Below are 14,149 nucleotides of genomic sequence, written 5' to 3'. Positions count from 1 at the left end.
ATAGGATAATTGCTCAAAGCGATCTACTTATCAGATGATATGCCATGAACTAATCTATCTAAGACATATTTTTCTAAATCTTTGCGTGGAATTTCAAGCTTTATAGCCTCATTGTAGATTATCTCAATTTTTTGAGAGTATTTCTCATATGGAAAATATGGAAAATGAACCCTCCAAGCCGCACGAATCAGCTCAAGGCTAATGAGTCTCCTAGTCCAAACTCTAAAATAATCAAACCCGATAAACACGCAAGCAGTTAAAATCACTGTAATAATAACAGATATATGCAAATCAGCTTCAAATTTACTAAACAAAATATGAAGTATCCAGACAAAAAGCGTCAAAACAATAAAGCAAAGAAGAGCATAAATAGCATAAAATCTGCGATTTCTATAACGGAAATTTAACTTAGCAGGATCAATTAGCATGCCCTCATTATACAGACAATTCGCCTCTAAAAGATCACGAAAAAGCACCGGCTGCTTAGACACTACAAATAAATTTTTAAACATAAATTGCTTAATTTTCTCTATCATTTTCATACTTTTTAAATAATTTTTGGTATGTTATTATATCTAAAAATTAGTCAAAATCTGATAAAATAGCTTAAATTTAAAAAAGGAGCCAAAATGGCGGCATTGATATCTATGCAAAAGGTCTTTTTAAATGGTGAATTTGTAGATAAAGATAGTGCGAAAATAAGCATATTTGATCGTGGATTTATCTTTGGGGATGGGATTTATGAGGTTGTGCCAGTGATAAACTCAATTATAGTAGAAAAAGATGGATTTTGGGATAGATTTCAAAGAAGCTTAAATGAGATTAGCTTAAATTTACCCTATACAAATGATGAATTTGAGAGTATATTAAACAATCTAATAGAGATAAACTCACTTAAAGAAGGTGGCTTATATATCCAAATCACCCGTGGTGTAGCACCAAGAGATTTTAGCTTTGTAAAGGGAGTTAAACCAACGATTATGGCCTTTGCTTTTAGTGATAGTGTGCTAGAGCATCCAGCAGCAAAAAGCGGTATTACCATCATTTCAACACCTGATATAAGGTGGAAGCGACGAGATATCAAGTCCATATCCTTGCTAGGTCAATGCTACGCCAAAAATCAAGCTACGATAGCTGGAGCCGATGAGTGCTTTATGGTCGAAGATGGCTATGTAACTGAGGCTGGTAGTAGCAGTGCTTTTATCATAAAAGATGGTGCACTTATCACCAAACCGCTATCTAATGAGATTCTACCTGGAATTAGACGCAATAGACTATTAAACTTAGCTAAGCAAATTGGCTTACAAATACAAGAGCGTAAATTTAGCATGGATGAAGTCTATAACGCAGATGAGTGCTTCATAAGTGCTGCGACTATAATATTATTGCCTGTGATAAAAGCCGATGGTAAGGCGATAAATGGCGGCAAAATCGGAGAATATACAATTAAACTTAGAGAACTTTATAAAAGGGCTTTGAAACTAGAGGCTAATATAAGTTGATAAATAGCACAATTGCCAATTTCTCATTATAAAGAATGAACAAGATTTAAATCACTCAAGCCTAGCAAAGCTAATACTATAGCGTTTGCTAAGCTTTAATAAATAGACCAAAGCAAGTAGCTTTAAAATGGTATCTCATCATTGATTTTGCAACCATAAAACATACTACTCATATCAGTTACACTGCTAGTATTTATATAGCTTAAAATCAAATTTATATTATTTACAAGCTCTATTAGCTCATCTTTTGTTTTTGGTGAGTATTTCTCATTTTTTATCATTTTTTGGAATTCTAACGCAAAAGTACGAACGCTTTTGGTTATATTTTTTAAAATTATGGTAAAATTACAAATCTTTTTTAAGGAGCTAAAATGACATTACAAGAAAAACAAAATAAGCTAAACGAGCTTTATAAACCTTTTTTTAATAGTGTAAAAGACAAAGTTGGTGATGATATAGGTCAATATGGAAACCCATTGCTTATAGATTTGGCGAAAACTAACAATATAAATACTGATGTTATGATTTTTGGGCAAGAAACAAATACTTGGTATAATGGCATAAAAAATATTGATGAACTAATTGAGATATACTCTAAATTTCTAAATGATAATCTGCGATCAAATACACCATTTTGGCAATGTTTTAGAAAATGGCTTGGCGATGAAAATGGTGTTTATGTTTGGAATAATCTTTCAAAAATGGATTATAATAGCAATGGTAACAGAAGCATTTTAGAATGTCCTAACAAAAAAATACTTGAAGAAATACTTAAAGGAAGTGCTGAAATTATAAAAAAAGAAATTGAAATTATAGAACCAAAGATTATAATTTTTCTTTCTGGTCCTAGCTATGATTTTATAATAGAAGATTATCTTGGCGGAAAAAAGAAAGATAACTTAGAAATAGCAAAAATAGCAGAAGAAAATCAGCTATGCGAGTTTGAATTAAAAGGTTTTGAGAATATAAAATCATTTAGAACCTATCATCCAAGATATTTAAATATAAGTGGTGATTTGAAAAATAAAATAGTAGAATTTTTAAGAGCTAAAATATATAAATAGCAAAATTCTTAGCCAAGCAAATTGGCTTACAAATACAAGAGCGTAAATTTAGCATGGATGAAGTCTATAACGCAGATGAGTGCTTCATAAGTGCTGCGACTATAATATTATTGCCTGTGATAAAAGCCGATGGTAAGGCGATAAATGGCGGCAAAATCGGAGAATATACAATTAAACTTAGAGGGCTATATAAAGAGATTTTAAAAGCTCAAGCTAAAATGATATAAGAGAATTTGAAGGGTGAAATAGACTATTTTACCCTTTAAAAATTATTTAAAAAAACTCTTTAAAAGCGAAGTTAAATTTGCTATCTCTTGCTCTCTTTGCTCTTGGCTAACGCTATTTCCAAGATGCTCTTTGATATGCCCATCCAAGACTTCTGCCATCAAAGATGTGATAGCACCTCTTGCGGCACTAATTTGCTGAAGTACTTTAAAGCAATCTTTCTCATCTTCTAAGGCCTTTTCTAAAGCTGAAATTTGCCCTTTTATCTTTTTAATACGCAAAAGAAGCTTATCTTTATTTGCTACTATGTGAGCCATAATTTTCCTTTATCTTTTTATAAGTTATACTGGGGTATAGTATCATAATATTTTTTAAAAAGGATTAAATATGAGTAATAATATTTTAAATTTTTCATATAATCACAATTTTCACTCAGCTAATCTTACCGCCAAGAAAAACACGCTATATGCGATGATAATCACAATATCTATGATGATAGCTGAAATTATAGGCGGTATATACTTTAACTCTATGGCGTTACTAGCCGATGGTTGGCATATGAGCTCTCACGCATTAGCACTTGGACTAGCGTATTTTGCTTATATTATGTCAAATAGATATAAAAGCGATGCTAGATTTAGTTTTGGTACTTATAAGATGGAAATTCTAGCTAGTTACACTAGTGCCTTGTCGCTTTTAGTGATTGCGTTTTTGATGATTTATCACTCTATTTTAAAGTTTATAAATCCAGAATCCATAGCATATAAAGAGGCGATTTTGATAGCTATTATCGGACTTATGGTGAATTTAATCTGTGCTTGGCTATTAAGGTCTAGCCACGATCATAATCATAATCACCATCATCATCACGATGATTTGAATTTAAAAGCTGCTTATATACATGTCCTTACTGATGCGCTTACTTCTATTTTGGCTATTGTGGCTTTGGGATTTGGGCTGCTTTTTGGAGCTGATTTTTTAGATCCACTTATGGGGGTTATTGGTGCTATTTTGGTATTAGTGTGGGCTATAGGGCTATTAAAACAATCTGGCAAAATACTACTTGATGCTAATATGAATGAGCCAATAGCTAGCGAAGTGGTAGATATTTTACGCCTATTTAGAAGTGATATAGAAATCAAAGATCTACACCTTCTAAAAGTAGCAAATGACAAATATACTTGTATAATCTCTCTAAATTCCATTAATCCAATTGATATAAATCTTATCAAAAAAGAGCTATCAAAGCACGAAGAGCTAGTTCATATAATAGTGGAAATATATCCATATTAAGTATTTTTTAAGTATAGGGGGTAAAATTATTCTTAATTTTAATAACAAGGAGAAAATATGAACAAAATTTTATCTATTATATTATTTACTAGTGTTTGCTAAGCTTTAATAATTAGACCAAAGCAAGTAGCTTTAAAATGGTATCTCATCTTCATCTTTTTCCATCAAATCATACATATTAGTAAATTTAGGCTTATTCTCATCATTGATTTTGCAATCATCAAATATCCCACTCATTTTAGTTACACTACTTACATCCCAGCTATTAAGCGGTTGATTAAAATTTTCGCAACCAGCAAACATCCTAATCATATTAACTACACTGCTTACATTCCAGTTATCAAGTGGTTGATTGAAATTTTTGCAACCAGCAAACATATAACTCATATCAGTTACATTAAATACATTCCAGTTATCAAGTGGTTGATTGAAATTTGTGCAACCTTTAAACATATCACTCCAATTATTGATTACATCGCCAAACATGCCACTCATATTAGTTACACTGCTTACATCCCAGTTATTAAGTGGTTGATTAAAATTTTCGCAACCTTTAAACATATCACTCATATCAGTTACACTGCTTACATCCCAGTTATTAAGTGGTTGATTGAAATTATAGCAATTTATAAACATCTCACTCATATTAGCTACACTGCTTACATCCCAGTTATTAAGTGGTTGATTAAAATTTTCGCAACCTTTAAACATCCCACTCATATCAGTTACACTGCTTACATCCCAGTTATTAAGTGATTGATTGAAATCATAGCAACCAGCAAACATCTCACCCATATCAGTTACACTGCTTACATCCCAGTTATTAAGTGATTGATTGAAATCATAGCAACCAGCAAACATCCCTCTCATATCAGTTACACTGCTTACATCCCAGTTATCAAGCAGTTGATTAAAATTTTCGCAACCAGCAAACATCCAACTCATATTAGTTACACTGCTTACATCCCAGCTCTCTATACCGCTAAAATCTTCACGCCCACTCTCATAAAATAACTCACTCATATCAGTTATAGCACTAATATCTATATCGCCTAAATTTAAACTTTCTGCTCTTACTAAACTTCTTAATTCATCTCTTGTTTTTGGATAGTATCGTGTTTTATTATTTACTATTTTTCTCTCTACAAAACATCTTAGTGGTAGTTGATCAATCAACTTTTGAGATAGCTTGTCTTTCCAACTATCAAGTGGTTGATTGAAATTTTTGCAACCAGAAAACATCCTACTCATATCAGTTACACTGCTTACATCCCAGCTCTCTATACCGCTAAAATCTTTACGCTCACTCTCATAAAATAACTCATATCAGTTATAGCGCTAGTATCTATATCGCCTAAATTTAAACTTTCTGCTCTTACTAAACTTCTTAATTCATCTTTTGTTTTTGGATAGTATCGTGTTTTATTATTTACTATCTTTCTCTCTACAAAACATATTAGTGGTAGTTCATCAATCAACTTTTGAGATGGTTTATCTCTCCAGTTATTAAGTGGTTGATTGAAATTTTTGCAATAAGCAAACATCTCACTCATATTAGCTACACTACTTACATCCCAGTTATTAAGTGGTTGATTGAAATTTTTGCAATAAGCAAACATCTCACTCATATTAGCTACACTACTTACATCCCAGTTATTAAGTGGTTAATTAAAATTATAGCAATTTATAAACATCCCACTCATATCAGTTACACTGCTTACATCCCAATTATTAAGTGGTTGACTGAAATTATTGCAATAAGCAAACATCTCACTCATATTAGTTACACTGCTTACATCCCAGCTCTCTATACCACTAAAATCTTTACGCTCAATCTTATAAAATAACTCACTCATATCAGTTATAGCGCCAGTATCTATATCACCTAAATTTACACTTTCTGCTACTATCAAACTTCTTAATTCATCTCTTGTTTTTGGATAGTATCGTGTTTTATTATTTACTATTTTTCTCTCTACAAAACATCTTAGTGGCAGCTTATCAATCAACTCTTGAGATAGTTTGTCTTTCCAGCTATCAAGTGGTTGATTGAAATTATTGCAACCACTAAACATCCAACTCATATTAGCTACACTACTTACATCCCAGCTATCAAGTGGTTGATTGAAATTTTCGCGACCAGCAAACATTCCACTCATATTAGTCACACTGCTTACATCCCAATTCTCAATACCGCTAAAATCTTCACGCCCACTCCAAGCAAACAACTCACTCATATCAGTTATAGCGCTAGTATCTATATCGCCTAAATATATATCTTCATCATAAATTAAGCCCTTTAGCTCATCTTTGCTTTGTGGTGCATATAGCTTAATAGGAAAGAAATACTCCATATCCGCTACAGCTGTAATGTTGTAATCACTAGCAATACTCTTAGCTATAGAGCTATCTTGACAGATGATACCATCTATCATATCAATTGACAAATGCGTAGGCACAAGTGCCTCAGCCATCATTTTATCTATTTTAGATTGTTTGATGGATCTATCGGCGTGGTTCCAGTCTTTTGACATCACCTCACTCCAGCTGATAAACTGCGTATTTAGCAAGTCGCTAAGCTCATTTGCACATTCATATCTAGCAGCAGTGGCACTAGCGTTAGTAAATATCACTCCATCAGCTAGTAGAGCAGTTTTGTGAATTTGTAGGATTATAACCTTGCTTCTGTAGCTCTTTTGTGCTGAGTATAAGGTGGCGTTGCGTGGGTTGAAATATAAGCTTACATATTCACTAATTGCCTTGCCATATATCGGCTCAGCGTGGGAGCGCTTTGGGTCAGTGGAGATAGCGCTAATGCCGTGGCTCATTATATCACTTAAATTATCAAGATTGGTAATATAATAGATGTAGCCATTTTTGAGTGGGAGCTTTTCTAGGACGCTAATTGTGTTAGTTACTTGGAAAATTGCCATTTGCCTGCCTTTGGAATATAAATATAGTATTTTGATAGCTATATTATATCTTTATAAGTTTAAATTTAGCTGGATAATTTAGCGGTGAATTTATTTTAAAGCAAATGAAAATTTTTACAGATATAGCAAAAACTAATTTAGCTACAATCTAACTTCTACAAAAAACAATCTAGCTTTGCTCTTATTTTGTAGCACTGATAAATGACATTGTTTATCTTTTGTGCTACTTGCATTACTATTTATCTACCAAAAAAATATCTTTTTTCTTAAAATAAGTTAAATTTATACAAACATACTTTTTACAAAATATCAATTCATTTAATCTAATTAAGATAGTGGCAAATTTCACCTATTTGCAATAAAATGCAGAGTAAATAATAATAAATTTAAAGCCAAATTTGAGTACCTAAAATCTCAAATTTAGCCTATTAATCAAAATCCGTGTAATCGCTTTAAATCGCTATCTATTGGTTTTTTGTTGCCTTTTTCATCTACGCTAACATAAGTTACTTCAGCAGTTGTAACTGGAACACACTCACAAAATCCTTGCGAATTTAATCTTTGTACGACTACTTTTACCACTGTTGTTATTGAAGTTTGACCTACTTGAGTTATTTTTGCATAGCAACTAACAATATCACCAATAAATACTGGTTCTTTGAAAATTACCTCTTTCATCGAGATTGTTACAACTCTTATAGGCGCTAACTCTCTAGCAGCTATAGCCCCAGCAAGGTCAATTTGAGAAAGAATCCATCCACCAAATATATTTCCAGCTGGATTTGTATCGCTTGGCATAGCGACGATTTTTATCCTTGGTTCGCCCATATTTTTCATTATCAAATCCTTAATATTTTTAAATTGAAATTGAAATTGAAATTGTAACTTTGAATTATTAATTATAATTAAATTTAAGTTAAAAAAAAGCTATAATTCTAGCCACCGCTTGGGTAGCTAGAATTAGGTTTTGAATTTATTTAGATCATCTTCTAATCTGGTAGATACATCTTTTAGACTAGTTGATACTTCTAAGACTTGATGTGCAATTTTAGCATTATTATCAAATGCTTCTACAGAGCTTTCAGACTGATCTAGTAGAGTCTTTATCTTTTTATTAATCTCTATAGCCATCGATGATACCTCTTGAACTATCTGCATAGATTCGCTTGTAGCTTTTTGGGTTGATCTAGCTCTATCCATTAACTCATTTGCACTTGTGCTAATAAGTGCAATATTTTTAGCGTTTTCATTAAGCGAAGCACCTAACTCCCTAGTAGATTCTATCATATTTTGAGCATTAGAGTTTATACCGCTTAAGGATTCATTGGTCTTTTCAGCTAAGATTCTAACCTCTTCTGCCACTACGGCAAACCCCCTTCCCATCTCTCCGGCACGAGCCGCCTCTATAGCTGCATTTAAAGCAAGTAAATTTGTTTGATCAGCTATATCGCCTATGATATCTAATACCTTTTTCATATCTTCGGTTTGGCTAACTACGCTTATTGTTTTTTGTGCTATCTCTTGTTCTTTAGCATTTGCTTCATTTAGATGAGTTACAACTTCGTTAAGAGAGTGTATCATCTCTTCTAGCTCATCATAAGATTGTTTATTAGCGCCGGCTGCTTTGCTTGATTTGTCAGTTGATATCTCTAACTCATCGGATATGCTTTTACTAATTGCGTATGACTCTTTGGCTTGAGCTTTTCCTGCTTCTGTGCTATTTAGGAGTATTGAGGCGTTGTCATTTAGCGTCATTGTCTCATTCTCTACACTCTTAGCACTATTTTGAGCTTTTTTGACTATGTCTTGAATTTTCTCTATAAATACATTAATATGCTGGCAAGTCTGACCAATCTCATCGCTACTTTTAACTGAAATTCTAGCACTTAAATCGCCATCGCCACTACTTAAATCCTTGGCACGGTTTAATAACTCCAACACTGGAGCAATAACAACCTTGCGAAGTACAACCAAAACAATAATAGCAGTTAAAATAAGTGAAATAGTAAAGATTAAAAAGAACATAACACTCTTATCTCGTAAATCTTTATCCATAGCATTTAATGAGTATGATAAATCCATCACGCCTAAAACATCATTTTCTTTAGATAAAGCATGACAAGCCAAACATTCGCTCTTAGCAATAATCGGAGTAACTAATCTTAATTGATGGTTATCTTTGGTTTTGATAGTCTCTGTATAATTTTTTGGATTTATAAATTGCTCTTTGATAATATTATCCTTAGGCGCCACCTTATCTAATCCAAACCCTTCAGATACAACATCAGAACGATAAATATTTAAAGATGCTACGCCTTTAATTAAACTTGCATCATGAACTGATTTTTCTATAATTTGTGGGTCGCCTGTATTCATAGCAGTCTGAACTGTTTGAAAAATCGACGAACTAAGCATATTTAAACTATCTTTAGTAATTTGTGTAGATGAACTGTTAAATTGAGCTATGATAATAAACTGCATAACTACAAAGCTAATAAATAGCACAGCAATAATACTGAGAACTATTTTCTTACCTATGGTATTAATCATTTTGTCTCACCTTGAATAAAATATAACGAAATTATACATCTTTAACTCTTACTAGAAGTTTAATAAGATAATTTTCGCCTAAAATAGGCAAACTTGGGTCGAATTTGACCCAAATTAAATTAATGCAAGAAGTGTCTAATGCCTGTAAAATACATACTCATTCCAGCTTTATTAGCTGCTTCTATTACATCTTCATCACGAATTGAACCACCTGGTTGAATCACATTTGCAACGCCAACACTTGCTGCTATCTCTATACTATCAGCAAATGGAAAAAATGCCTCACTAGCTAATGCGCAACCTTTTAGATCTATACCCATATCATTAGCTTTAGCTACTGCAGCACGAGCCGCATCCACCCTGCTAGTCATCCCCATTCCAATAGCTAAAAGAGTGCTATCTTTGACATATACAACGCAGTTTGACTTAGTTAAAGCTGCAATTTTCCATGCAATTTTAAGGTCGTTTATCTCATCTGGATTTGCTGCTTTTGTAGTAACTTGCTTAGCGTTATCTACCTCACTATCACTTAGATTATCTTTTTCTTGGAATACAAATCCACCATCAATATGTTTAAAATCCCATTTATAGCCAGATGTTACTAGGAATTTATTGTTTTGTGTAAAGATTTTAGTGCGTTTTTTATCACTATAAAGTTCTAAAACACCATCTTCTACATTAGCAGCGATTATAACCTCTATAAATATCTCTTTAGTTTTAAGAGCTAGCTCCTTTGTAAGCGTACCATTTATCGCTACTACTCCGCCAAATGCACTAATAGGATCGCATTTAAGAGCTTTTATATAGCTATCAAGCTCATTTTCTCCAATAGCAAAACCACACGGATTAGCATGTTTGCAAATAGCAACTGCTGGAGCATCGCCAAATGCCGAAGCGATAGCTACAGCTGAGTTTATATCTGTCATATTATTAAAACTTGCTTCACCCTTTAACTGAGTAAAATTTAAACTTAAAAAGCTATCAAACTCATATGCAGCACCTTTTTGATGAGGATTTTCACCATATCTTGTATCAAATACTTTTGAACCAGTTATAAATCTTTTAGCACCAAATCCGCCATTAAATCTCTCATTCATATAGTTAGCTATCATAGAATCATATGCTGCAGTATGTTCATATGCTTTAATCATTAAATCGCGTCTAAACTCATAACTAGCACTATCATTTCTAATAGCATTAAGTACCTTATCGTAGTCATTCATATCAGTAACTATTAAGACATCTTTGAAATTTTTAGCCGCACTTCTTACCATAGTAGGGCCACCAATATCAATATTTTCAATAATCTCTTCAAAATCATCTGTACGGATTGTAGTCTCTTTAAATGGATATAAATTTACACATACTAAATCAATACCTTTAATATCGTGCTTACTAGCTTGTTCTACATGACTAGCATTATCTCTTTTATGTAAGATTCCTCCATGGATTTTTGGGTGAAGTGTTTTGATTCTACCTTCAAACATCTCAGGACTAGCAGTAAATTCGCTAACTTCTATAACTTTAATACCATTATCTTTTAGCGTTTTATATGTACCACCTGTACTTAAAATCTCAAAACCTAAAGCCTCAAGTCCTAAAGCAAACTCAACTATACCGCTTTTATCACTAACGCTAATTAATGCTCTCATCTACGCTCCTTATTTAAATTTCGCTTTTAACATATCATATGCTTCATTTATTTGTTGCATTTTTTTAGTTGCTTGAGTAATTATCTCATCACTTTTATCCATCGTAAAATCAGGATGATACTCTCTAGATAATCTACGATAACTAGCCTTAATCTCTTCAAAACTAGCATCTTTTGAAAGCCCTAAAACTTCATATGGATCAATATTAGTATTTTCTTTAGATAAATTTTTAAATTCAGCCTCAAAATGAGCAAAAAGATCCTCTACAATACTCTTATGCAAGCCAAATCCATCGCAAATCTCTTGTAGTATTGCCTTTTCATTGCCATTAAATTCACCATCAATATAGGCTAAATTCATAAAAAATATTATACGATTTATCCAGATTTTTTGGCTAAACCTCATCTTTTGCTTATACTCTTTAGCAATAGCATAAGCTGAGCTATGGCTATCTTTATGCCAGGTATATAGCTCTTTTAAATCATCTCTAACATTAACATCTCCAAGCTTTAAGCATATATCATCTAATAAAAGTGATATATAATTAGCCTCATCTTTGCTTACTACTCCATCGCTTTTGGCGACTTTTGCAGTAAGCATTATAAGATATTTAGCATCATCATATTGAAGTTCTTGAAGGCTTTGTTTTTTAGAGTTTGAATTAGCAAACCCTCGACTAAGTAACCAAAATGCAACGACAAGCCCAATTAAGATTAAAAATATATTCACTATCAATCTTCACTTTTAATAACAGCAGCAAACTCGCTAAAATAGATATTTTGCAGCTCTTTTAAGTCCATTTTAATATCATTAAGAATAAACTCATCACCACCACTTAAGCCAATTTTAATAAACTCAACTCCATATTTTTTAGCTAGCTCTTCAAATTTAATAGCATCTTTAACACCTACTACTGCTCTAGAAAAACTCTCATCAAATACAAAGCGACCATCATCAAATTTAATCTCTCCACTAAAACCAATAGAGCTAACTGCTGCCATCTTAGCTAGAGTTATAGCAATACCACCTACTCCTACACTATTGGCAAAAGCTAAAACTCCATTTTTATTAGCCTCAATTACTAAATCCCAAAGTGCTCTTTCTGCCTTATAATCAATCTCCTTTAGCTCTCCAGCACATAGATTCGCTATAGCTTTCATATATAGTGATCCAGCAAACTCACCAGTAGTTTTACCAAGCAAATAAACACTCACATCAGTACCACTAAATTCACTATCTAAGCTTTTATTAGCATCATCACCTACACCTACAGTTACAATACTTGGAGTTGGCTGAATGCTAATACCATCAGTTTCATTATACAAGCTTACATTACCACTAACTACTGGAGTATTAAGCGCAGCACAAGCCTCTTTAATCCCTTCACAACCTTGTGCGAACTGCCACATAACTTCAGGATTTTGTGGATTTCCATAGTTTAGACAATCTGTAATAGCTAGTGGAGTAGCTCCACTCATAGCCACTTTTCTACCACTTGTTGCAACAGCTGCAGCAGCGCCAATTCTTGGATTTACATAATTATATCTAGTATTACACTCCATACCCATAGCAATTGATTTGCCATTTTCTTTTATTCTCATCACAGCAGCACCTAGTTTGCCAGCTTTTTTAATTACATTTGTACCTACAGTTGAATCATATTGATCATATATTAGGCTTTTATTTGCCACATTTAAATCTCTTATTAATAGCTCAAATGCTTCTTGATTACTAATATTTGGCATATTATCTAAATTAATTTTTGCAATTTCATCAAGATATTTTGGTCTGCTAGTTGGGCGATCTAGCATAGGAGCAGCCTCGCTAAGTGGAGCAATAGGCACACTACCAGCTAACTCTCCATGCCAATATAACTCCATCACGCCAGTATCAGTTACCTCTCCGATAATCTCAGCATCTAAATCCCATTTAGCAAAGATTGCTTTTATCTTATCTTCGCACCCTTTTTTAGCACAGATTAGCATTCTTTCTTGTGATTCACTAAGCATTAGCTCATATGGAGTCATTCCACTCTCACGCATAGGAACTTTATCTAGATACATTCTCATACCGCTACCGCTTCTGCCTGCCATTTCAAAACTACTTGAAGTAAGACCAGCTGCTCCCATATCTTGAATTCCTACAATATAATCGCACTTAAATAATTCTAAGCATGCCTCCATAAGAAGCTTTTCAGCAAATGGGTCGCCTACTTGAACGGTTGGGCGTAGAGATTTATTTTCTTCATTAAAGCTATCGCTTGACATCACAGCACCGCCAAGGCCATCTCTACCTGTTTTTGACCCAACATACATTACTGGATTTCCTACACCTTCGGCTTTTGCGTAAAATATCTCATCACTTTTACAAATTCCAAGACCAAAAGCATTAACTAAAATATTACCATTAAAACTCTCATCAAATGTAGTTTCACCACCTACAGTTGGCACACCCATGCAGTTGCCATAATGGCTAATACCAGATACTACACCTTTTACTAAGTAGCGTTGATGGCGATTAGTTTTATCATCTCCACGAACCTGCCCAAATCTTAAAGAGTTCATACTAGCCTCAACCCTAGCACCCATCGTAAAGATATCTCTAAAAATACCGCCAACTCCTGTAGCAGCACCAGCAAACGGCTCAATAAAACTTGGGTGATTGTGGCTTTCCATCTTAAATACAGCAGCCATACCATCACCGCAATCAATCACTCCAGCATTCTCGCCTGGACCTTGAAGAACCCATGGGGCTTTAGTAGGAAAGCCATTTAAATATTTTTTAGATGATTTATAGCTACAATGCTCACTCCACATTGCAGAAAATACACCAAGCTCAAGTAAATTTGGCTCACGCCCTAAAATCTCTAATATCTTCTTATATTCATCATCGCTAATTTTATGCGCTTGTATCGTTTTTTTATCCATATG

General features: G+C 33.4%; 12 protein-coding genes and 4 pseudogenes. 4 read left to right on the top strand and 12 right to left on the bottom strand.

Annotation, left to right across the window (positions count from 1 at the left end):
- Positions 1 to 23 precede the first annotated feature (23 nt).
- Complete coding sequence (locus CIGNP103_RS07630; RefSeq protein ID WP_086224839.1) at positions 24 to 536, bottom strand: hypothetical protein; 513 nt, start codon at positions 534 to 536, stop codon at positions 24 to 26.
- A 93-nt stretch (positions 537 to 629) separates the two neighbouring features.
- On the opposite strand from CIGNP103_RS07630, the gene CIGNP103_RS07625 reads away from it, so the two are divergent.
- Positions 630 to 1,502: a D-amino acid aminotransferase gene (locus tag CIGNP103_RS07625; RefSeq protein WP_086268882.1), complete on the top strand. Its 873-nt coding sequence runs from the start codon at positions 630 to 632 to the stop codon at positions 1,500 to 1,502.
- A gap of 122 nt (positions 1,503 to 1,624) precedes the next feature.
- Here the strand turns inward: CIGNP103_RS07625 and CIGNP103_RS08180 are convergent, their stop codons facing one another.
- Complete coding sequence (locus CIGNP103_RS08180; RefSeq protein ID WP_180381810.1) at positions 1,625 to 1,783, bottom strand: hypothetical protein; 159 nt, start codon at positions 1,781 to 1,783, stop codon at positions 1,625 to 1,627.
- 90 nt (positions 1,784 to 1,873) lie between these two features.
- Between CIGNP103_RS08180 and CIGNP103_RS07620 the strand changes: the two genes are divergently transcribed.
- A complete protein-coding gene (locus CIGNP103_RS07620; RefSeq protein WP_086233735.1) occupies positions 1,874 to 2,566 on the top strand; it encodes a uracil-DNA glycosylase family protein in 693 nt (230 codons plus the stop codon).
- A gap of 8 nt (positions 2,567 to 2,574) precedes the next feature.
- Positions 2,575 to 2,793 (top strand): annotated as a pseudogene (locus CIGNP103_RS08045) (D-amino acid aminotransferase); the annotation flags it as partial.
- A 42-nt stretch (positions 2,794 to 2,835) separates the two neighbouring features.
- Here CIGNP103_RS08045 and CIGNP103_RS07615 read toward each other — a convergent pair.
- Positions 2,836 to 3,108 (bottom strand): metal/formaldehyde-sensitive transcriptional repressor, encoded by a 273-nt coding sequence (locus CIGNP103_RS07615; RefSeq protein ID WP_086224842.1) that lies wholly within the window; start codon positions 3,106 to 3,108, stop codon positions 2,836 to 2,838.
- Positions 3,109 to 3,178: 70 nt separating this feature from the next.
- Between CIGNP103_RS07615 and dmeF the strand changes: the two genes are divergently transcribed.
- On the top strand, positions 3,179 to 4,084 hold the full coding sequence (dmeF, locus tag CIGNP103_RS07610) for a CDF family Co(II)/Ni(II) efflux transporter DmeF (protein WP_086268881.1): 906 nt from the start codon (positions 3,179 to 3,181) through the stop codon (positions 4,082 to 4,084).
- A gap of 132 nt (positions 4,085 to 4,216) precedes the next feature.
- Here dmeF and CIGNP103_RS08235 read toward each other — a convergent pair whose 3' ends face one another.
- From CIGNP103_RS08235 to purL, 9 genes and pseudogenes are all read right to left on the bottom strand, one after another.
- Complete coding sequence (locus CIGNP103_RS08235; RefSeq protein WP_086268880.1) at positions 4,217 to 5,335, bottom strand: BspA family leucine-rich repeat surface protein; 1,119 nt, start codon at positions 5,333 to 5,335, stop codon at positions 4,217 to 4,219.
- Between the two features lie 29 nt (positions 5,336 to 5,364).
- Positions 5,365 to 5,853: pseudogene (locus tag CIGNP103_RS07600) on the bottom strand (BspA family leucine-rich repeat surface protein).
- A pseudogene (locus CIGNP103_RS07595) lies at positions 5,854 to 7,017 on the bottom strand (DarT ssDNA thymidine ADP-ribosyltransferase family protein); the annotation flags it as partial. It abuts the pseudogene before it with no gap.
- Positions 7,018 to 7,449: 432 nt separating this feature from the next.
- Positions 7,450 to 7,854, bottom strand: coding sequence for an acyl-CoA thioesterase (locus tag CIGNP103_RS07590; RefSeq protein WP_086224845.1), 405 nt, complete (start codon positions 7,852 to 7,854; stop codon positions 7,450 to 7,452).
- Between the two features lie 123 nt (positions 7,855 to 7,977).
- On the bottom strand, positions 7,978 to 8,772 hold the full coding sequence (locus CIGNP103_RS08490; protein WP_439098222.1) for a methyl-accepting chemotaxis protein: 795 nt from the start codon (positions 8,770 to 8,772) through the stop codon (positions 7,978 to 7,980).
- A 60-nt stretch (positions 8,773 to 8,832) separates the two neighbouring features.
- A pseudogene (locus CIGNP103_RS08485) lies at positions 8,833 to 9,042 on the bottom strand (HAMP domain-containing protein); the annotation flags it as partial.
- A 644-nt stretch (positions 9,043 to 9,686) separates the two neighbouring features.
- The gene (gene purH, locus CIGNP103_RS07580) at positions 9,687 to 11,219 is read right to left on the bottom strand and encodes a bifunctional phosphoribosylaminoimidazolecarboxamide formyltransferase/IMP cyclohydrolase (protein ID WP_086268876.1); all 1,533 of its coding nucleotides are present in this window, start codon (positions 11,217 to 11,219) and stop codon (positions 9,687 to 9,689) included.
- A gap of 9 nt (positions 11,220 to 11,228) precedes the next feature.
- Positions 11,229 to 11,948, bottom strand: coding sequence for a DnaJ domain-containing protein (locus CIGNP103_RS07575; protein ID WP_086268875.1), 720 nt, complete (start codon positions 11,946 to 11,948; stop codon positions 11,229 to 11,231).
- A gap of 2 nt (positions 11,949 to 11,950) precedes the next feature.
- Positions 11,951 to 14,146, bottom strand: coding sequence for a phosphoribosylformylglycinamidine synthase subunit PurL (gene purL, locus CIGNP103_RS07570; RefSeq protein WP_086268874.1), 2,196 nt, complete (start codon positions 14,144 to 14,146; stop codon positions 11,951 to 11,953).
- Between the last annotated feature and the right edge of the window lie 3 nt (positions 14,147 to 14,149).

It is taken from the genome of Campylobacter sp. P0103 (assembly GCF_002139545.1).
Taxonomy (GTDB): Bacteria; Campylobacterota; Campylobacteria; order Campylobacterales; family Campylobacteraceae; genus Campylobacter; species Campylobacter devanensis.
Note: the sequence above shows the minus strand (reverse complement) of the source record. Positions and strands in the feature narration are given on the sequence as shown.